This is a genomic window from Luteimonas sp. FCS-9 (assembly GCF_001014645.1).
Lineage (GTDB): Bacteria > Pseudomonadota > Gammaproteobacteria > Xanthomonadales > Xanthomonadaceae > Luteimonas.
In genome coordinates this window covers 339,582-359,885 of sequence record NZ_LASZ01000001.1, presented here as the reverse complement: position 1 = coordinate 359,885, position 20,304 = coordinate 339,582, and the positions used below count along the sequence as shown (strand labels likewise).

General features: G+C 71.8%; 12 protein-coding genes. 7 read left to right on the top strand and 5 right to left on the bottom strand.

The window, feature by feature from the left end; all coding sequences use genetic code 11:
* Positions 1 to 55 precede the first annotated feature (55 nt).
* From eda to zwf, 5 genes are all read right to left on the bottom strand, one after another.
* The gene (gene eda, locus WQ56_RS01615; protein WP_052772761.1) at positions 56 to 709 is read right to left on the bottom strand and encodes a bifunctional 4-hydroxy-2-oxoglutarate aldolase/2-dehydro-3-deoxy-phosphogluconate aldolase; all 654 of its coding nucleotides are present in this window, start codon (positions 707 to 709) and stop codon (positions 56 to 58) included.
* Between the two features lie 22 nt (positions 710 to 731).
* Complete coding sequence (gene edd / locus WQ56_RS01610; RefSeq protein ID WP_047135289.1) at positions 732 to 2,648, bottom strand: phosphogluconate dehydratase; 1,917 nt, start codon at positions 2,646 to 2,648, stop codon at positions 732 to 734.
* Positions 2,649 to 2,721: 73 nt separating this feature from the next.
* Positions 2,722 to 3,414: a 6-phosphogluconolactonase gene (gene pgl / locus WQ56_RS01605; RefSeq protein WP_047135288.1), complete on the bottom strand. Its 693-nt coding sequence runs from the start codon at positions 3,412 to 3,414 to the stop codon at positions 2,722 to 2,724.
* Positions 3,415 to 3,470: 56 nt separating this feature from the next.
* Entirely contained in the window at positions 3,471 to 4,472 is a 1,002-nt protein-coding gene (glk, locus tag WQ56_RS01600) for a glucokinase (RefSeq protein WP_047135287.1), read from the bottom strand.
* A complete protein-coding gene (zwf, locus tag WQ56_RS01595; RefSeq protein WP_047135286.1) occupies positions 4,469 to 5,884 on the bottom strand; it encodes a glucose-6-phosphate dehydrogenase in 1,416 nt (471 codons plus the stop codon). The genes glk and zwf overlap by 4 nt, the downstream gene beginning before the upstream one ends.
* A 265-nt stretch (positions 5,885 to 6,149) precedes the next feature.
* On the opposite strand from zwf, the gene ugpC reads away from it, so the two are divergent.
* The 7 genes from ugpC to gyrA all read left to right on the top strand — a co-directional run bounded on the left by ugpC (position 6,150) and on the right by gyrA (position 20,211).
* Positions 6,150 to 7,238 carry a sn-glycerol-3-phosphate ABC transporter ATP-binding protein UgpC gene (ugpC, locus tag WQ56_RS01590; RefSeq protein ID WP_047135285.1) on the top strand — a complete coding sequence of 363 codons (1,089 nt, stop codon included), beginning with the start codon at positions 6,150 to 6,152 and terminating at the stop codon, positions 7,236 to 7,238.
* Between the two features lie 176 nt (positions 7,239 to 7,414).
* Positions 7,415 to 10,927: a chromosome segregation protein SMC gene (smc, locus tag WQ56_RS01585; protein ID WP_047135350.1), complete on the top strand. Its 3,513-nt coding sequence runs from the start codon at positions 7,415 to 7,417 to the stop codon at positions 10,925 to 10,927.
* Positions 10,928 to 10,940: 13 nt separating this feature from the next.
* The gene (zipA, locus tag WQ56_RS01580) at positions 10,941 to 11,687 is read left to right on the top strand and encodes a cell division protein ZipA (RefSeq protein WP_047135284.1); all 747 of its coding nucleotides are present in this window, start codon (positions 10,941 to 10,943) and stop codon (positions 11,685 to 11,687) included.
* 197 nt (positions 11,688 to 11,884) lie between these two features.
* Entirely contained in the window at positions 11,885 to 14,386 is a 2,502-nt protein-coding gene (gene ligA, locus WQ56_RS01575) for an NAD-dependent DNA ligase LigA (RefSeq protein WP_047135283.1), read from the top strand.
* 2 nt (positions 14,387 to 14,388) lie between these two features.
* On the top strand, positions 14,389 to 15,360 hold the full coding sequence (epmA, locus tag WQ56_RS01570) for an EF-P lysine aminoacylase EpmA (RefSeq protein ID WP_197076402.1): 972 nt from the start codon (positions 14,389 to 14,391) through the stop codon (positions 15,358 to 15,360).
* A 722-nt stretch (positions 15,361 to 16,082) separates the two neighbouring features.
* Complete coding sequence (mtnA, locus tag WQ56_RS01565; protein WP_047135281.1) at positions 16,083 to 17,141, top strand: S-methyl-5-thioribose-1-phosphate isomerase; 1,059 nt, start codon at positions 16,083 to 16,085, stop codon at positions 17,139 to 17,141.
* A 352-nt stretch (positions 17,142 to 17,493) separates the two neighbouring features.
* A complete protein-coding gene (gyrA, locus tag WQ56_RS01560) occupies positions 17,494 to 20,211 on the top strand; it encodes a DNA gyrase subunit A (protein ID WP_047135280.1) in 2,718 nt (905 codons plus the stop codon).
* Positions 20,212 to 20,304 lie beyond the last annotated feature (93 nt).

The window sequence follows — 20,304 nt, the reverse complement described above, 5'->3', positions numbered from 1 at the left end:
TGCGCGCGAGGGGCCTTTCCGGAAACGTGCTCGCGCGCGAGGCGCCCCGGCGGGATCAGCCCGCGCGCGCCTCGCGCACGATCGCCGCGGCGCGGGACGAGGCCTCGCGTACGCGCGCGTAATCGCCGGCGGCCAGCCACGCCTTGTCGAGCATCCACGAGCCGCCGATGCACAGCACGTTCGGCTGCGCCAGGAACTCGGCGGCGTTGGACTCGGAGATGCCGCCGGTCGGACAGAAGCGCATGTCCTGCACCGGGCCGGCCAGGCCCTTGAGCATCGCCAGCCCGCCGACCGCGCTGGCCGGGAACAGCTTGCAGTTGCGGAAGCCCAGGTCGCGCAGCGCCAGGAACTCGGTCGGCGTCGCGGCGCCGGGCACGGCCGGCACGTCGGCCTGTGCCAGGGCCTCGGCCAGGCGCGCGGTCGTGCCCGGGGTGACGAGGAAATCGGCGCCGGCATCGATCGAGGCGCGGATGTTGTCGGCATTGAGCACGGTGCCTGCGCCGATGACGATCTCCGGACGCTCGCGCTTGAGCATGGCCAGCGCGTCGATCGCGACCGGCGTGCGCAGCGTCAGTTCCAGCGTGGTCAGGCCGCCTTCGAGCAGGGCATCGGCGAGCGCGCGCGCCTGGTCGAGGCTGTCGACGGTGATCACCGGCAGCACGCCGGCGGCCCGCAGCAGCTCGGCGGCGCGCTGCTGGCGGTCTTGCATCGAGGAAGTCGTCGTCATCGGGTCATGCGTCCTTGGAGTCGTGCGGTGCATCGAATGCGGCGGGCTCGGCGCCCAGATCGTACTCGGCGTCGTAGTCCCACACCGCGCCGTGGGTGGTGGCCGGGCCGCAGGAGATCGACAGTGCACCCTGGTCGGCCGGCGAGACGTTGGCGCGGTTGAACGCGAACAGGTTGCGGCCGAAGTCGGTGGGCGCCGGCGCGGTGTCGGGCGCGGCCTCGCGACGGTGCCATTCGTCGGCGTCGACCAGCGCCTCGAGCGTGCCGGCCTCGCCGTCCAGGCGCACGATGTCGCCCTCGCGGAGGTAGGCCAGCGGTCCGCCGCGGGCGGCCTCGGGGGTGACGTGGATCGCCGCGGGAATCTTGCCCGACGCGCCCGACAGGCGGCCGTCGGTGACCAGCGCGACGCGCCGGCCCTGGTTCTGCAGCATGCCCAGCAGCGGCGCGAGCGAGTGCAGCTCCGGCATGCCGTTGGCCTTCGGCCCCTGGTAGCGCACGACGGCGACGAAGTCGCGCGGCAGCGCGCCGGCCGCGTGCAGCCGGTTGAGCGCCTGCGGCGTGTCGACGACGACGGCCGGGGCCTCGATCGTGCGGAACTCCGGCTTAACCGCCGAGAGCTTGATCAGCGAGCGGCCGAGGTTGCCGCGCAGCAGGCGCAGGCCGCCCTGGGCCTCGAACGGCGCCGAGACCGGACGCAGCACGGCGTCGTCGGCGCTGGTGGCGATGCCCGGCGTGTACACCACGCGGTCGCCGTCGACCTTGGGATCGTCGCAGTAGGCGCGCATGCCGCCGGGCACGACGGTCGGGATGTCGCCGTGCATCAGCCCGGCGTCGAGCAGTTCGCGGAACACGAAGGCGTTGCCGCCGGCGGCGTGGTAGCGATTCACGTCCGCCTCGCCGTTGGGATAGACCCGCGCCAGCAGCGGCACGATTTGCGACAGCGCGTCCATGTCGTCCCAGGTCAGCACGATGCCGGCCGCGCGGGCCACCGCGATCCAATGGATCGTGTGGTTGGTCGAGCCGCCGGTCGCCATCAGCATCGCGATCGCGTTGACGATGGCGCGCTCGTCGATCAGCTCGCCCAGCGGCCGGTAGTCCTCGCCCAGCGCGGTGATCGCCAGCGCGCGCGCGACCGCCTCGCGCGTGAACGCCTCGCGCAGCGGGGTGCCCGGGTTGATGAAGGCCGCGCTCGGCAGCTGCACGCCCATCGCCTCGAGCAGGGTCTGGTTCGAGTTCGCGGTGCCGTAGAACGTGCAGGTGCCGGGCGAGTGGTAGGACTGCGCCTCGACCTCGAGCAACTCGGCGCGGGTGGCCTCGCCGGCCGCGTAGCGCTCGCGCACCTCGGCCTTGGTCTTGTTCGGCACGCCGGGCGTCATCGGCCCGCCGGGCACGAACACCGCGGGCAGGTGGCCGTAGGCGAGGGCGCCGATCAGCAGGCCGGGCACGATCTTGTCGCAGATCCCCAGGTACAGGCTGGCGTCGAACATGTCGTGCGACAGGCCGATGGCGGTCGCCTGGGCGATGACGTCGCGCGAGAACAGCGACAGTTCCATGCCGGCGCGGCCCTGGGTGACGCCATCGCACATCGCCGGCACGCCGCCGGCGACCTGCGCGGTCGCGCCGAGCGCGCGCGCGGTCTCGCGGATGAACGCCGGATAGGTCTCGTAGGGCTGGTGCGCCGAGAGCATGTCGTTGTAGGCGGTGACGATGCCCAGGTTCGGCGTCGGCTCGTTGCGCAGGCGCAGCTTGTCGGTCGGCCCGCAGCCGGCGAAGCCGTGGGCGAGGTTGGCGCAGCTCAGGCGGCCGCGCAGCGGCCCCTCGTCGCGCATGCGCGCGATGCCGTCCAGGTACGCGCGACGCGACGCGGCGCTGCGCTTGCGGATGCGCTCGGTGACGGAATGCAGAACGGGATGCAGGCTCATTGGCGGCGGCGATGAGACGGGAAGGAAGGGAGGCGTGCCCGACGACGCGGACGCGGCGAGCGGATGCCGTCGATCACGGGCACCAGTGCACGTGCAAGTCTGCGCCCGGCACGGTCAACGCGATGCGCGCGGGATACTCGCGGACGTCGTCGCTGCGCAACAGTTGCTCGAGCAGCGCGCGCTTGCGCTCGCCGCGGATCAGCAGCAGCCGGGTGTGGGCGGGCGCCAAGCCGGCCGGCGTGAGGCTGATGCGGCGGCTCCAGCGCTGCGCGCCCGGGCAGCCGCTCGCATCGACGCCGACGTAGGGCGTCGGCGCCGACAGCGCATCGTCGAGATCCTGCATGCCCGGGAACAGCGATGCGGTGTGGCCGTCGTCGCCCATGCCGAGCACCACGACGCCGGCGGGCTGGCGCGCGTGCAGGTTGGCGGTCGAGACCGCTTCGTCGAACGGCCGGCCGGCGCGCGTGATCGTCTCCAGCCGCGCCTGCTGCGCCTTGTTCTGGATCAGCGTCTCGCGCACCAGGCGTGCGTTGCTGTCCGGATCCTCGGGCAGCAGCCAGCGCTCGTCGACCAGCGCGACGTCGACGTTCTCCCACGGCAGCGGGGACTTCGACAGCGCGGCGTAGACGGGGCCGGGCGTCTTGCCGCCCGACAGCAGCAGGCGGGCGCGTGGACGCTCGCGCAGGTCGCGGGCGATCGCCGAGGAAATGGCGATCGCGGCGCCCCAGGTCCACTGGGTCGCGGAGTCGTAGGCGTGCAGGTGCATGCGCCCATCGTGACCGATTCCGGGCACATTGCCAAAGTCGCCGGCCCGCTGCGGGCTCATTGCGCGGCCCTGCGCACGGCGATCGCGGCCGCGCCGAGCAGCCCGGCGTGAGGATGCAGCACCGCCAGGCTCGGCACGCGGCCCATGTTCGGCGAGAAGCGGCCTTTGTGCTCGAAGCGCTGGCGGAAACCCGAGTGGCGGATCGAGTCGAGCATCCGGGGCACCAGGCCGCCGGTCAGGAACACGCCGTCCCAGGCGCCGAGCGTCAGCACCAGGTCGCCGGCGATCGCGCCGAACACCGCGCAGAAGATGTCGACCGCGCGCGCGCACAGGGGGTCGCCGGCCTGCGCGCGTGCGGTCACGTCGGCCGGCTGCAGCGGACCGGGATCGACGCCGGCGATCTCGCACAGCGCATGGTGGATGTTGACCAGGCCCGGCCCGCAGATCAGCCGCTCGTTGGACACGCGCCCGAACTGCGCGCTGAGCCGCTCGAGGATGCGCGTCTCCTCCGGCGTGCCCGGCGGGAAACTGACGTGGCCGCCCTCGGTCTCGAGCGGGTAATGGCGGCCGTCGCGGACCACCAGCGCACCGACGCCCAGGCCGGTGCCCGGACCGATGACCGCGTAGGTGCACGGCGCATCGGCGCGCTCGGGCACCGACCACGGCACGCCGCCGATCGCGGTGTAGTCGCCGGGTTGCAGCAGCGGGATCGCCATCGCCTGCGCGGCGAAGTCGTTGACCAGCTCGACGTCGTCGAAGCCCAGGCGCTCGGACGTGCGACGGCGCGAGATCACCCACGGGTGATTGGTGATCCGCGCCTCGTCGCCGTCCACGCGGCCGGCGACGGCGAACACGCCGCGGCGGATGCGCGATTCGCCGTCGTGACCGATGACCTGCAGGTAATGCTGGGCGGCGTCGGCCAGCGAGGGGAAGTCGGCGACCGCGAAGCCCTGCACGGTGTCGAGCTGCAGCGGCGTGGCGCTGGCGGTGTCGGCCAGCGCGAAGCGCGCGTTGGTGCCGCCGATGTCGGCGAGCAGGGCGAGGGGGGCGTCGGTCACGACTTGCGTCCGTTGTGCGTGGTCAGGGTGCGCGGCAGGAACGGGATGGCCTCGGGCGGGCCCCAGGACCCGGCCGGATAGTCACGGACCGGCGTGCCGGCCTGGCGCCAGGCCTCGCTGACGCTGTCGATCCAGCGCCATGCGGCCTCGACCTCGTCGTCGCGGACGAACAGGGTCTGGTCGCCCTTGAGCGCGTCGATCATCAGCCGCTCGTAGGCGATGCGGCGCTTGGGCGGCAGCATCGCCAGGTCCAGCGACATGGGCTGCAGCTCGTTGGCGCTCCATTCCGAGGCCGCCAGGCTGCCCATCAGGCCCAGCTCGATCGTCTCCTCGGGCTGCAGCCGCACGCGCAGCTGGTTGGCGCGCGCGCGCTTGCGCTCGTCGGCACCGAACAGCCAGTGGGTGACCGGCTTGAACGTGACCACGACCTCGGTCGTGCGCGAGGGCATGCGCTTGCCGGTCACCAGCCGGAACGGCACGCCGGCCCAGCGCCAGTTGTCGATCCACGCGCGCAGGCCGACGAAGGTCTCGACGTCGTCGCGGTGGCCAAAGCCCTGGACCGCGCGGCCGTCGACCACGCCGTCGCGGTAGCGGCCACGGATGCTGTCGGCCTCGGCGGCCGACGGCGCCATCGGCCGCAGTGCGCGCAGCACCTTGCGCTTCTCGTCGCGGATCGCATCGGGATCCATCGCCGCCGGCGGCTCCATCGCGATCAGCGCGAGCAGCTGCAGCATGTGGTTCTGCACCATGTCGCGCAGCGCGCCGTAGTCGGCGTAATAGCCCTCGCGGCCATCCACGCCGGCGGTCTCGGCGACGATGATGTCGACCGACTCGATCCAGCGCCGTTCCCAGACCGCCTCGAACAGGGTGTTGCCCAGCCGCAGCGCCAGCAGGTTCTGCACCGGCGCCTTGCCCAGGTAGTGGTCGATGCGGAAGATCCGCGACTCGTCGAGCGCGGCCTTGAGCGTGGCGTCGATCTCGCGCGCGCTCGCCAGGTCGTGGCCGATCGGCTTCTCCAGCACCAGGCGCGAGGGCGGCTCGAGCAGGCCGGCGGCCTTCAGGCCGCGGCACGCGGACGCGAACAGGTTGGGCGGCGTCGACAGGTAGCTGACCGCCGGGCGATCGGCGAACGGCGCGAGCGTGCGCGCCATGGCATCGGGGTCGGACAGGTCCACCGGCACGTAGCGCACGCGGTGCAGCAGCTCGTCGAGGGCGGCGGCGTCGTAGTCGTCGCCGAGCCGTTCGCGCAGCCAGCCGCGGAAGCTCTCGTCGTCGTGCTCGCTGCGCGCGATCGCCACGACCCGGAAGTCGGCGGGCAGCAGCCGGTCGCGCAGCAGGTGCAGCAGCGACGGGAACAGGTAGCGTTGCGCCAGATCGCCGGTGGCGCCGAACAGCAGCAGAGTGTCGTGCATGGACGCCTGGTTCGCCTCGTGTTCACGGAAAGGGGAATCGCGAAGTGTGTCGTGCAATCGCCCGGGACCGCAATGCCCGCCGCGCCGCGTGCCGTGCGACGCCGGCCCGGCCCGATGCGCGCCCGGTCGCGGCGGCGTTCCGGCCGTCGCCCGCTGGCGTGTAAACGATTACATGCCAGAATAGCGCATTGCATGCCGGCGCGCGGCGGTCCCGCGTCGCCGGCTCCATCATTCCAACGACGACACGTCCGAAGCGGGAGAGGCCATGGCGAAGGTGCGGTTCGACGCGGTACGCAAGGTGTACCCCAATGGCTACGTGGGCGTGGCGGGCGCGAGCTTCGAGGTCGCCGACGGCGAGCTGCTGGTGCTGGTCGGCCCGTCGGGCTGCGGCAAGTCGACGCTGCTGCGCATGGTCGCCGGCCTGGAGGCGATCAGCGACGGCACGCTGACGATCGGCGAGCGCGTGGTCAACGACGTCGCGCCGAAGGACCGCGACATCGCGATGGTGTTCCAGAGCTACGCGCTGTACCCGCACATGAGCGTGGCCGAGAACCTCGCGTTCGGGCTGAAGCTGCGCGGCCAGGACAAGGCCGACATCGCGTCGCGCGTGACCGAGGCGGCCCGCGTGCTGGAGCTGGACAAGGTGCTCGACCGCAAGCCCGGACAGCTGTCGGGCGGCCAGCGCCAGCGCGTGGCGCTGGGCCGCGCGCTGGTGCGCCAGCCGCAGGTGTTCCTGCTCGACGAGCCGCTGTCCAACCTCGATGCCAAGCTGCGCGCGGGCATGCGTGTGGAGATCGCGCGGCTGCACCGCTCGCTGGGCACGACCATGATCTACGTCACCCACGACCAGATCGAGGCGATGACGCTGGGCCAGCGCATCGTCGTGCTCAAGGACGGGCAGATCCAGCAGATCGACACCCCGATGGCGCTGTACGAGCGGCCGGCCAACCTGTTCGTGGCGACCTTCCTCGGCAGCCCGGCGATGAACGTGCTGCGCGGCCGCCTGCAGCGCGGCGAGGCCGGCTGGCGGCTGGCGCTGGGCGACGGCACCGCGCTGGCGCTGGGCGAGGCGGGGCTGCCGCAGGCCTGGGATGGCCGCGAGGTCGACCTGGGCATCCGGCCCGAGCACCTGCTGCCGGCCGCGCCCGCCGACGCCGGACTGGCGCCGGTAGTGGAGGTCGTCGAGGCGGTGGGCAGCGAGATCTTCGTGAACCTGCGGCTGGGCGAGCGCACGCTGGTCGCGCGGCTGCCGCCCGACCGGGTGCCGGTGCCCGGCGAGACCCTGCCGCTGGCCATCCCGGCCGGGCGCGTGCACGCATTCGACGTCGAGACCGGCGCCCGCCTGGTCGCGTAGGCGCCACGAGGCGGGCCGGGCGCCGCGGTCCGGCCGGCCGCTATACTGGCCGCTTGCGCGCGCGCGGCGCGCGGCCCGCCTCGCGGCTCCACCGCCCGGGCCGGTCGTCGCGTGCGCACCCGCCGCTCCACGACCCGGCGCCGGCCCGCCGGCGCCACGAGGCTCCCGACGCCCGCATGCGCCTGTCCACGATCAAGCTCGCCGGTTTCAAGTCCTTCGTCGACCCGACCACGCTGCACCTGCCGACGAACATGACCGGCGTCGTCGGCCCGAACGGCTGCGGCAAGTCCAACATCATCGACGCGGTGCGCTGGGTCATGGGCGAGTCCTCGGCCAGCCGGCTGCGCGGCGACTCGCTGACCGACGTGATCTTCGCCGGCTCGACCGCGCGCAAGCCGGTCTCCCAGGCGATGGTCGAGCTGGTCTTCGACAACAGCGACCACACGATCGCCGGCGAGTTCGCGGCGTTCAACGAGATCTCGGTCAAGCGCACCGTCAGTCGCGACGGGCAGAGCGGCTACTACCTCAACGGCACCAAGTGCCGCCGCCGCGACATTACCGACCTGTTCCTGGGCACGGGCCTGGGGCCGCGCAGCTACTCGATCATCGAGCAGGGCATGATCAGCCAGGTCATCGACGCCAAGCCCGAGGATCTGCGCATCTACCTCGAGGAGGCGGCCGGCATCTCCAAGTACAAGGAGCGCCGCAAGGAGACCGAGACCCGGATCCGGCACACCCGCGAGAACCTCGACCGGCTGGGCGACCTGCGCGAGGAGGTCGGCAAGCAGCTGCAGCACCTGGCCCGCCAGGCCCGGCAGGCCGAGCAGTACACCGCGATCCAGGCCGAGCGGAAGGTCCGCGACGCCGAATGGAAGGCGCTGGAGTGGCGCACGCTCGATTCGCGGCTGCGCGCGCTGCGCGAGGGCCTGGCGCAGGAGGAGACCCGGCTCGAGCAGCTGATCGCCGAGCAGCGCGAGGCCGAGCGCGAGCCCGAGACTGGGCGCGAGCGCCGCCACGAGGCCGCCGAGGCGCTCAACCGCGCGCAGGCGCAGAGCTACGAGGTCAGCGGCGCGCTCGCGCGGATCGAGCAGCAGATCCAGCACCAGCGCGAGCTGTCGGCGCGCCTGCTCAAGGCCCGCGACGAGGCCCAGGCGCAGCTGGCCGAGATTGGCGCGCACATCGACCAGGACCAGCTGCGGCTCGACACCCTGCACGAGAGCATCGCCGACGCCGAGCCGCGGCTGGCGCAACTGCAGGACGACGACGCGGTGCGCCAGGATGCGCTGCGCGACGCCGAGACCGCGCTCGCCGACTGGCAGGGCCGCTGGGAGGCGCACAACCGCGAGCAGGGCGAGGCGGCGCGCGCCGGCGACGTCGAGCGCACGCGCGTCGACTACCTCGACCGCCAGGCGCTGGAGACCGGCCGCCGGCGCGAGCAGCTGCAGGCCGAGCGCGACGGCTTCGACGTCGACGCGCTGAGCGAGGCCTTCGAGGACATCCAGATCCGGCACGAGGAGCAGAAGGCCGCCCTCGACGCGCTCGGCGAGACGCTGGAGACGCGCAAGGATGCGGCCGTCGAACTGCAGGACGCCCAGCGCCTGGCCCAGGAGGAGCTCTCGGGCGTGCGCAAGCGCGCGCAGGAGGCCCGCGGCCGGCTGGCCTCGCTGGAGACGCTGCAGCACGCCGCGCTCGGCCAGGAGCAGGGCGCGGCGGTCGAATGGCTGCGTCAGCGCGGCCTCGACTCGGCTACGCGCGTGGGCGAGCGGCTGCGCGTGGAGGCGGGCTGGGAGTTCGCGGTCGAGAGCGCGCTGGGCCAGCTGATCGAGGGCGTGCTGGTCGACGGTGACGGCGTGCCTGCCGAGCTGGTCGACGCGCTTGGCGAACTGGGCGAGAGCCGGCTGGCGCTGGTCGCCGCCGACGAGGCGACGGCGCAGTTCGCGCCCACTTCGCTGGCGGCCAGGGTGCAGGGTCCGCTGGCGATCCGGCGGTTGCTGGCGCGCCTGCACGTCGCCGACACCCTGGCCCAGGCGCGCGCGCTGCAGGCCGGTCTGGGCGAGCACGATTCGGTCATCACCCGCAGCGGCGAGCGCCTGGGCGCGGGCTGGGTGCGGGTGTCGCGCTCGGGCGCGGCCAAGCAGGGCGCGTTGCTGCGCGAGCGCGAGATCCAGGCGCTGCGCGAGGAGATCGCCGCGCTGCAGGACCAGGAACACGAGCTGGAGCGCGGCATCGCCAGCGGCCGCGACCGCCTGCTCGCCGCCGAGCAGCAGCGCGAGGAGGCGCAGCGCGCGCTGTACCTGGCCCATCGCGGCGTGTCCGAGCTCGCCGGCCAGGTGCAGAGCCAGCAGGGCCGGGTCGAGGCCGCGCGCACCCGCATCGCGCGCATCGACGCCGAGCTTGTGCAGCTCGACGAGACGCTGGCCCAGGCCGCGCAGCAGGCGCGCGAGGCGCGCGCCCGGCTCGAGGAAGCGGTCGGCAGCATGGGCGACCTGGAGTCCGCGCGTGCCGCGCTGGAAGCCGAGCGCCGCCGCCTCACAGAGGCCCGCGACGCCGCCCGCGCGGCCGCGCGCGAATCGCGCGACACCGCGCACGCATTGGCGCTGACGCTCGAATCGCAGCGCGCGCAGGTCGCCTCGCTGACCCAGGCGCTGGCGCGCATGGGTGGCCAGCGCGGCCAGCTCGACAACCGGCTCGGCGAGCTGTCGGCGCAGTTGGCCGGCGGCGATTCGCCGGTCGACGCACTCGAGGACCAGCGCCAGGTCGCGCTCGAGGAGCGCGTGCGCACCGAGCAGGCGCTGGCGCAGGCGCGTTCGGCGGTCGAAGGCATCGACAACGAACTGCGCACCTACGAGCAGGTCCGCCAGCAGCGCGATGCCCAGGCGCTGACCCAGCGCGAGGCGATCGGCCAGCGCCGGCTCGACCAGCAGGCCCTGGTCATCGCCGCCGACCAGCTCGGCGCGCAGGTCGTCGAAGCGGGCTTCGTCGTCGACGATGTCCTCAATGGCCTCGACGATGCGGCCAATGCGAAGGACTGGGAAAAGATGGTCGCCGACTTCGATGCGCGCCTGCGGCGCCTGGAGCCGGTCAACCTGGCCGCGATCGCCGAGCACGCCGAGGCCGCGCAGCGCAAGGAGTACCTCGACGCGCAGGACGCCGACCTCACTGCCGCGCTCGAGACGCTGGAGGAGGCGATCCGCAAGATCGACCGCGAGACCCGCGGCCGCTTCAAGGACACCTTCGATCGGGTCAACGCCGGCGTCCAGGCCCTGTACCCGCGGCTGTTCGGCGGCGGCCACGCCTACCTGGAACTGACCGGCGACGACCTGCTCGACACCGGCGTGGCGATCATGGCGCGCCCGCCGGGCAAGCGCGTGTCCAACATCTCGCTGCTGTCGGGCGGCGAGAAGGCGATGACCGCGGTCGCGCTGGTGTTCTCGATCTTCCAGCTCAACCCGGCCCCGTTCTGCCTGCTCGACGAGGTCGACGCGCCGCTCGACGAGGCCAACGTCGGCCGCTTCACCGCGATGGTCCGCGAGATGAGCGAGCAGGTGCAGTTCCTGTTCGTCAGCCACAACAAGGCGACGATGGAGGCCGCATCCCAGCTCAGTGGCGTTACCATGCGCGAGCCGGGCGTCAGCCGTCTGGTGTCCGTCGATCTTGCCGAAGCCACGCGACTGGCCGGCGCTGCCTAGGAGAACACCGCCAATGTCCGACGAGTGGATGCTGCGTATCGGGATCATCGTCGCCGGCGCGCTGCTGATGGCGGCGATCTGGTACTTCGGTACGCGCCCGCGGGGCGGACAGGGGCGGCGCATCGCGCCCGCCGACGACGCGCGGCTCGAGCCCACGCTCGGCGCGCAGCTCGAGCGCGACCTGGGCGAGGGCGATCCCGCGCAGGCCGCCGACGACGGCGCCGCGGTGCAGGCGGAGATGGACCTGCTCGACCGCACGGTCGGCGCCGTCTCGCCCAACAGCGAACTGGGCAAGCGCAACACCGACGACTTCGACAAGATCGTCACCCTGTACATCGCCGCGCGCGCGGGCAACGTGCTGCGCGGGCCCGACATCGTGGTGGCGGCCGAGAAGACCGGCCTGACCTACGGCCACATGAACGTCTTCCACCGCCTCGTCGACGGGCATCCCGAGCGCGGCCCGATCTTCAGCGTCGCCAACATCCGCAGCCCCGGCAGCTTCGAGATGAGCGAGATCCAGACGCTGGAGACTCCGGCGATCGCGTTCTTCCTGACGCTGCCGGCCCCGGTCCGCGCGCTCGATGCCTGGGACGCGATGCTGCCCACCGCCGAGCGCATGGCCGAGTTGCTCGACGGCGTGCTGCTCGACGAGCAGCGCAACGCACTGGGTCGCCAGCGCATCGCCGGCCTGCGCGACGAACTGCGCGCCTGGGACCGCGAGCGCGACGTGCCGCCGGTGACCCGCAGCCCGCGCTGGTGACGGCGGGCGGATGTCGATCTCCGGCATCAGTCACCTGACCGCCCGCGATCTCGATCCAAGCGCCACCCTCACTCCGTAGGAGCGCGCTTGCGCGCGATCGGGCTTGCACGGTAGAGCGCCATCGCGCGCAAGCGCGCTCCTACGGGTGGGGGGGCAGGCCGGGCGCCGACGACAGGCCGGGCGCCTACAATCTGCACATGTCCAGACCTGCCCCCGCCGAGCGTGTCGCCGAACTGCGCGCGCGTATCGAAGACGCCAATCACCGCTATTACGTGCTCGACGATCCGTCGATCCCGGACGCCGACTACGACGCGCTGATGCGCGAACTCGAGGCGCTGGAGACCGCGCATCCCGAGCTCGCGCGTGACGACTCGCCGACCCGCACCGTCGGCAGCCGGCCCGACGGCGGCTTCCCCGAGGTGCGCCACGCGATCCCGATGCTGTCGCTGGCCAACGCGTTCGAGTGCGCCGACGCGCCCGACGATGCCGACGACCGCACGCGCTTTGCCGAGGTCGCCGATTTCGAGCGCCGGATCGAGCAGAAGCTCGACATCGCAGCGCCCGTGTTCTCGGTCGAGCCCAAGCTCGACGGCCTGGCGATCAGCCTGCGCTACGAGGACGGCGTGTTCGTAAAGGGCGCGACGCGCGGCGACGGCAGCACCGGCGAGAATGTCACCGGCAACCTGCGCCAGGTGCGCGCGGTGCCGCTCCGGCTCCGCGTCGACGGCGCGCCGCCGGCAGTGCTGGAGGTGCGTGGCGAGATCTACATGCCGCGCAAGGCCTTCGCCGACTGGAACGCGAAGGCGTTGGAGAGCAACGAGAAACTACTCGCCAATCCCCGCAACGGCGCGGCCGGCTCGCTGCGCCAGCTCGATCCGGCGGTCACGCGCCGCCGGCCGCTGGCGTTCTTCGCCTATTCGGTCGGCGAGGTGCGCGGGCTGGAACTGCCCGAGACCCATTCGCAGACGCTGGCGATGCTGCGCGCGTTCGGGTTCCCGGTCGCGCCCGAGGTCGAGACCGCGACCGGCTTCGACGGCCTGATCGCCTATTTCCGCCGCATCGGCGCGCGGCGCGACGACCTGCCGTACGACATCGACGGCGTGGTCTACAAGCTCGACGACTACGACCAGCAGGCGGCGATGGGCTTCGTGTCGCGCTCGCCGCGCTGGGCACTGGCGCACAAGTTCCCGGCGCAGGAGCAGTCGACGCTGCTGCGCGCGATCGAGGTGCAGATCGGCCGCACGGGCGCGGTCACGCCGGTCGCGCGGCTCGAGCCGGTGCAGGTCGCCGGCGTCACGGTGACCAACGCGACGTTGCACAACGCCGACCAGATCGCGCGGCTCGACGCGCGCGAGGGCGACACGGTGATCGTGCGCCGCGCCGGCGACGTGATTCCCGAGATCGTGCGCGTGATCGAAGACCGGCGCCCCGCCGGCGCCGTGCCGTGGACGATGCCGGTCGACTGCCCGGTCTGCGGCTCCGAATTGGTGCGCGAGGAGGGCGCCATCGCCTGGCGCTGCAGCGGCGGGCTGACGTGCCCGGCGCAGCGCAAGGAGGCCGTGCGCCACTTCGCCTCGCGTCGTGCGATGGACATCGAGGGCCTGGGCGACAAGCAGGCCGAGGCCCTGGTCGAGTTCGGCTTCGTGCATTCGCCGGCCGATCTTTACGCGCTGAAAGTCGCCGACCTGGTGCGGATGAAGACCGCGCTCGACGCCGCGACCGCCGACGACTTCCAGCAGGCGATCACCGACAGCAAGGGCGGGCTGGTGCTCGACGCCGAGGGCGAGGCGGTGCTCGCGCAGGAGGCGCCGGTGTGGAAGGACGCTGCGTTCCTGCGCGCGCACCTGGCCGTCGAGACCGGCGGCAAGCTCGCGACCAAGTGGGCCGAAAACCTCGTCGCCGGCATCGACGCCAGTCGCCGCACCACGCTGGCGCGCTTCCTGTTCGCGCTCGGCATCCCGCACCTGGGCGAAACGACGGCGAAGTCGCTGGCGCAGTGGCTGGGCTCGCTCGCGTTCGTGCGCAGCACGCCCGCGGTGCTGCTGCAGGCGTTGCCCGACATCGGCGGCGAGGTGGCGCGCTCCATCGCGACGTTCTTCGAGCAGCCGGGCAACGTCGCAGTGGTCGATGCGCTGGTCGACGCCGGCCTGTCGTTCTCCGACGAGGGGGCGCCGTCGGCCGACCTGCGCGATCGGCTGGACCTGGCGCATCTGCTGGCCACGTTGCCGGTCGACAAGCTTGGCGGCAAGAGCGCCGAGCGGCTGGCGCAGACCTACGGCACGCTCGCCGCGCTGTTGCGCGCGAACGAGAGCGGCTGGGCCGGCGCGGGCGCGTCCAGCGCGGGTGCCGCGAATCTCGCGGCGTACCTGGCCGACGACCGTGCGCGCCAGGCGCTCGTCGATGCCGACGCGGCGATGCAACGCTTGCTCGCCGCCGCCCCGGCGCGTGCGGTGCGCAGCAGCGGCCCGCTCGACGGCAAGAGCGTGGTGCTGACCGGCACGCTGGCGGCGATGACCCGCGACGAGGCAGGCGAGAAACTCGAGGCGCTGGGGGCGAAGATCGTCGGCAGCGTGTCGAAGAAGACCTCGCTGGTGGTCGCCGGCGAGGCGGCCGGCTCCAAGCTCGACAAGGCGCAGGCGCTGGGCGTCGAGATCTGGGACGAGGCCGCGTTGCTGGCGTTCCTGGACGCGCAGGCGTGACGGTGGCGCCCGGGCCGACAGCGTCCTTCGACGCGCTGCGCCTGCGCGCGCGGCTCAACGCGACGCTGCGCGGCTTCTTCGCCGAGCGCGGCGTGATCGAGGTCGAGACCCCGGTGCTCTCGCGCGCCGGTAACACCGATCCCAACGTCGCCAGTTTCGCCACGCGCTTCGGCGGCCATGTCGACGCCGGGCCGCCGCTGCGCTGGCTGCGCACCTCGCCGGAGTTCCCGCTCAAGCGGTTGCTCGCGGCGGGGTTTGGCGACTGCTACGAACTGGGCCGGGTGTTCCGCGACGGCGAAGCCGGCGGCCGCCACAACCCCGAGTTCACGATGCTCGAGTGGTACCGCGTCGGCTGGGACCACCGCCGCCTGGCCGTCGAGACCGTCGCGCTGGTGCAGGCGGCGCTGGCGCTGGTCGGGCGCCGCGCCGAGGTCGTCGAGACCGACTACCGCACGCTCTACCGCGACCGCCTGGGCATCGATCCGATGACCGATCCGGACGCAGTGCTGCAGGCCGCGCTGGGCGAGGTGCGGATCGATCCCGAGGGCCTGGGCCGCGACGACTGGCTCGACCTGCTGATGACCCATCGCATCCAGCCGGCCAATCCCGACGACCGGATCCTGGTCGTGCACGACTACCCGGCCTCGCAGTGCATGCTCGCGCGGATCGCCGCGCGCGACGGCGTGCCGGTGGCCGAGCGCTTCGAGCTGTACCTGGGCGCGCTGGAGCTGGCCAACGGCTACCACGAACTGGCCGACGGCGCCGAGCAGCGCGCACGGTTCGAGCGCGACCACGCGGTGCGCACGGCGCGCGGCGCGGCGCTGCCGGCGATCGACGAGGCGTTGCTCGATGCGCTCGATGCCGGGTTCCCCGACTGCGCGGGCGTCGCGCTGGGCGTGGACCGGCTGATGATGGCGATGCTGGAGACGCCGCGGATCGCGGACGTGATCGCGTTCGATTTCGCGAGGGCGTAGCGGCTCGCTCTTGCCGTTGCCGGGCGCCTTTTTCGTTGCTGTTGCCGTTGCTCTGCTGTGCTGTGGCGTTTGCTCTGCCCTTCGAGCCGTAAAGCGAGCCGAGCACCCGAGCCTGGCGTGGCCGAAGAGCAGCCCTTGTCTGAGCGTAGCGAGTTTGGGCTGCGTGCCGCGCCAGGCGAGGCGCGGAGGGCACCGCCGCGGCTTCATGCGGCGGATCGCGTCCGGCGATGGCGGTTTTGCTTACTCTTGCCAAGACAAAAGTAAGCCGCGCGCGCCGCGCGCGGAAGCTGTGGACTTGATCCTGCTTCCTGCTTTTTCCTGGAGCAGCCGAGGCAGAACGCCAATGCCAAGGCACGTGCACGGCTTTCGCCCGTTGCACGGGCGAGTTTCTTTTGGAGGGACCCAAAAGAAACCAAAAGGTCCTTTCGCCGGATGCGATCCGCCGCGATACCGCCGCGGCGGTCCCCTGCGCTTCTCGGACAACGGGGCACGCAGCCCAAACTCGCTACGCTCAAACAAGGGCTGCTCTTCGACCCCGTCGTCCTGCGATGCTCGGCTCGCTTTACGGCTCGACACATCAAAAGCTCGAAACGAAAGCCAAACCCAAAGCCAAAGCCAAAGCCGAGCAGGGCACCGAGTTCTGGCGGGGCAGGAGCGGGGCCCAGGAGCCCCCAAGCGGCCTCCCCAACAGCAATCCAACCGCCCCGAACTACAATGGCGCCATGAACGCATCGCCCCTCGATTTCGACCGCTACGACCACATCCGCCCGATCCTGTGGACCGGCGACACGCTCGAACTGCTCGACCAGCGCAAGCTGCCGTTCGTGGTCGAGCATGCGACCTGCGCGACGAGCGACGAGGTCGCGCAGGCGATCCACGCGCTGACCGTGCGCGGCGCGCCGGCGATCGGCATTGCCGCGGCTTGGGGCGCGGTGCTGGGCGCGCGCGACATCGAGGCCGAGGACGGTGCGGCCGCGCTGGCCAAGCTCGAGCCGGCGCTGCAGCGGCTGAATGCCGCGCGCCCGACCGCGGTGAACCTGGCCTGGGCCTTGGCGCGCATGCGCCGGGCGCTGGGCGCAGCCGGCGGCGACTGGCCCGAGGTGCTGGCGCGCGAGGCGCAGGCGATCGCCGACGAGGACCTCGCGGCGAACCGGCACATGGGCGCGCTGGGCGCGGCCCTGATCGCGCCGGGCAGCGGGGTGCTGACCCACTGCAACACCGGTTCGCTGGCGACCGCCGGCTTCGGCACCGCGCTGGGCGTGATCCGCGCCGGCATGGCGCAGGGCCGAATCGCCCGGGTATTCGCCGGCGAGACGCGGCCTTGGCTGCAGGGCGCGCGATTGACGGTGTGGGAGCTGCAGCAGGACGGCATCGACGCCACGCTGATCGCCGACTCGGCCGCCTCGCACCTGATGAAGGGCGGCTTCGTGCAGTGGGTGGTCGTGGGCGCCGACCGCATCTGCGCCAACGGCGACACCGCCAACAAGATCGGCACCTACCAGCTGGCGATCGCCGCGCGCCACCACGGGGTGAAGTTCATGGTGGTCGCGCCGTCGTCGACCGTCGACATGGAGACCGCATCGGGCGAACTGATCGAGATCGAGCAGCGCGACCCGGGCGAGCTGTTCGGCGTCGGCGGGCATCGCACCGTCGCCGACGGCATCCAGGCCTGGAACCCGGTGTTCGACGTGACCCCGGGCAGCCTGATCGACGCGATCGTCACCGAGCGCGGCGTCGTCGAGCATCCGACGCCCGAGGCCATGCGCGCGCTGTTTTCCTGACGCCGCCGCGTTTCGCCGCCCTGGTCCGCACCGGGGAGACGCCGCCCAGCGCGATGACCCCGTAGGCGCGCGCTCGCGCGCGAAAGGCTTGCCCCGGAACTGCGCTCGCGGCCGGGCGGCGCCCGCATGCCGACGCAATTGCCGCCGCGGTTTGCCGATTTCCGCGGACAGACGCCCGCAGCATTCTCCCAAGTCCTTGTTTTTGCGTTAGAAACCTTGGGGCGGACCTGTCGTCCGTGCTATGATTTCCTGTCGTTTTGATCGCGTCGCCGGCGGCCGGTACGCGCAGCGCCGGCGCCCCGCGCCCGACGCCGGAAAACCGGGCCGCGCAGACAGGATGCAAACCCTCTAGATGGTCGATTCCGCGAAAGAAATCATCCCCGTCAATCTCGAAGACGAGATGCGCCGCAGTTACCTCGATTACGCGATGAGCGTGATCGTGGGCCGTGCGCTCCCCGACGTCCGCGACGGCCTCAAGCCGGTGCACCGCCGCGTGCTGTTCGCGATGAACGAGCTCGGCGCGCACAGCAACAAGCCGTACTACAAGTCGGCGCGTATCGTCGGCGACGTCATCGGCAAGTACCACCCGCACGGCGACCAATCGGTCTACGACACGCTGGTGCGCATGGCGCAGCCGTTCTCGCTGCGCTACCTGCTGGTCGACGGGCAGGGCAACTTCGGTTCGGTGGACGGTGACTCGGCGGCGGCGATGCGTTACACCGAGGCGCGCATGTCGCGCCTGACGCACGAGCTGATGGCCGATATCGACAAGGAAACGGTCGATTTCCAACCCAACTACGACGAGAAGGAGCTCGAACCGTCGGTGATGCCGACGCGCTTCCCGAACCTGCTGGTCAACGGCTCGGCGGGCATCGCGGTCGGCATGGCGACCAACATCCCGCCGCACAACCTGGGCGAGGTCGTCGACGCGCTGATCGCGCTGATCGACAACCCCGAGATCGACATTGACGGGTTGATGGAATACATCCCCGGCCCCGATTTCCCGACCGCGGGCATCATCAACGGCGTGGGCGGCATCCACCTGGCCTACCGCACCGGCCGTGGTCGCGTGCGCATGCGGGCCAAGGCCGAGGTCGAGGTGGCCGACAACGGCCGCGAGTCGATCATCGTCACCGAGATTCCCTACCAGGTGAACAAGGCGCGGTTGATCGAGAAGATCGCCGAGCTGGTCAAGGAAAAGAAGCTCGAGGGCATCAGCGAGCTGCGCGACGAGTCCGACAAGGACGGCATGCGCATCTACATCGAGGTCAAGCGCGGCGAGTCGGCCGAGGTCGTGCTCAACAACCTCTACTCGCAGACGCAGATGGAGTCGGTGTTCGGCATCAACATGGTGGCGCTGGTCGACGGTCGTCCGCAGTTGCTGAACCTGCGTCAGATCCTCGAGGCGTTCGTGCGCCACCGCCGCGAGGTGGTCACCCGCCGGACGATCTTCGAGCTGCGGCGCGCGCGCAACCGCGCCCACATCCTCGAGGGCCTGACGGTCGCGCTGGCCAACATCGACGAGATGATCGAGCTGATCAAGACCTCGGAGAACCCGAACGTCGCGCGCGAGCGGATGCTCGCCCGGCGCTGGGACGCCGGGCTGGTCGGCGCGCTGCTCGCCGCCAGCGGCGCCGAGGCCTCGCGTCCCGAGGACCTGCCCGACGGCGTGGGCCTGATCGACGGCAGCTACCAGCTCACCGAGGCCCAGGCCCAGCAGATCCTGGAGATGCGCCTGCACCGCCTGACTGGGCTGGAGCAGGACCGCCTGACCGACGAATACAAGCAGCTGCTGGAGACCATCCGCGGCCTGATCGAGATCCTCGAGGATCCCGACGTGCTGCTGGAGGTGATCCGCACCGAGCTGCGCAACGTCAAGGCCGAATTCGGCGACGAGCGCCGCAGCGAGATCCGCGCCAGCGAGGAGGATCTCGACATCCTCGACCTGATCGCGCCCGAGGACGTGGTCGTCACGCTGTCGCATTCGGGCTACGCCAAGCGCCAGCCGGTCAGCGCCTACCGCGCGCAGAAGCGCGGCGGACGCGGTCGCAACGCCGCGTCGACCAAGGACGAGGACTTCATCGAGCAGCTGTGGCTGGTCAACACCCACGACACGCTGCTGACGTTCACCAGTGCCGGCCGCGTGTTCTGGCTGCCGGTGCACCAGCTGCCAGACGCCGGTCCGAACGCGCGCGGCCGGCCGATCATCAACTGGATCCCGCTCGAGGCCGACGAGAAGGTCCAGGCGGTGGTGCCGGTGCGCGAGTACGTCGAGGGCCAGTACGTGTTCTTCGCCACCCGCGGCGGCACGGTCAAGAAGACCCCGCTGACGGAGTTCGCCTACCGGCTGGCGCGCGGCAAGATCGCGATCCGCCTCGACGAGGGCGACGCGCTGGTCGGCGTCGCGCTGACCGACGGCGACCGCGATGTGCTGCTGTTCGCGTCCAACGGCAAGACCGTGCGCTTCAGCGAGAACCGCGTGCGCTCGATGGGCCGCACCGCCGGCGGCGTGCGCGGCATCCGGCTCGATGCCGGCGAACAGGTCGTGAGCCTGATCGTCGCCGAGAGCGCGGGCGGCATCGAGGACGAGTCCTTCGAGGAGACGGTCGAGGACGCGGCCCCCGAGGGCAACGGCGAGGCCGTGGTGGTCGAGACCGGCGCCGGCGAGGACATCGGCTACATCCTCACCGCGACCGAGAATGGCTACGGCAAGCGCACGCCGCTGTCGGAGTACCCGTGCAAGGGCCGCGGCACGCGCGGCGTGATCGGCATCCAGACCACCGAGCGCAACGGCCGCCTGGTCGGCGCGGTGCTGCTGCGCAATGCCGACGAGGTGCTGCTGATCTCCAACGGCGGCACCCTGGTGCGCACCCGCGCCTCGGAGATCGCCCGGGTCGGCCGCAACACCCAGGGCGTGACGCTGATGCGCCTGTCCAAGGACGAGCGCCTGCAGGGCATCGAGCGCGTCGACGGCGCGATCGAGGACGAGAGCGTCGAGCCGATCGATCCGCAGCCCGCGGGCGAGGTGCCGGCCGCCGCCGCCGTGGACGCCCAGCCGCCCGAGGCCTGACAGGCCGTCACCGGCGAGACCGGGGCCAGCGTGCATTTTCCTCAGGAAAGTGCGCGCTGGCCCTTTTGCGTTCCTATACTGCGCCGTCGCCAG

What these genes read in the sequence shown, in the direction of transcription:
- mtnA (WP_047135281.1), top strand. Translation starts at nt 16,083, where the DNA reads ATGAACGCATCGCCCCTCGATTTCGACCGCTACGACCACATCCGCCCG.
- zipA (WP_047135284.1), top strand. Translation starts at nt 10,941, where the DNA reads ATGTCCGACGAGTGGATGCTGCGTATCGGGATCATCGTCGCCGGCGCG.
- zwf (WP_047135286.1), bottom strand. Translation starts at nt 5,884, where the DNA reads ATGCACGACACTCTGCTGCTGTTCGGCGCCACCGGCGATCTGGCGCAA.
- pgl (WP_047135288.1), bottom strand. Translation starts at nt 3,414, where the DNA reads ATGCACCTGCACGCCTACGACTCCGCGACCCAGTGGACCTGGGGCGCC.
- ligA (WP_047135283.1), top strand. Translation starts at nt 11,885, where the DNA reads ATGTCCAGACCTGCCCCCGCCGAGCGTGTCGCCGAACTGCGCGCGCGT.
- edd (WP_047135289.1), bottom strand. Translation starts at nt 2,648, where the DNA reads ATGAGCCTGCATCCCGTTCTGCATTCCGTCACCGAGCGCATCCGCAAG.
- gyrA (WP_047135280.1), top strand. Translation starts at nt 17,494, where the DNA reads ATGGTCGATTCCGCGAAAGAAATCATCCCCGTCAATCTCGAAGACGAG.
- ugpC (WP_047135285.1), top strand. Translation starts at nt 6,150, where the DNA reads ATGGCGAAGGTGCGGTTCGACGCGGTACGCAAGGTGTACCCCAATGGC.
- eda (WP_052772761.1), bottom strand. Translation starts at nt 709, where the DNA reads ATGCAAGACCGCCAGCAGCGCGCCGCCGAGCTGCTGCGGGCCGCCGGC.
- smc (WP_047135350.1), top strand. Translation starts at nt 7,415, where the DNA reads ATGCGCCTGTCCACGATCAAGCTCGCCGGTTTCAAGTCCTTCGTCGAC.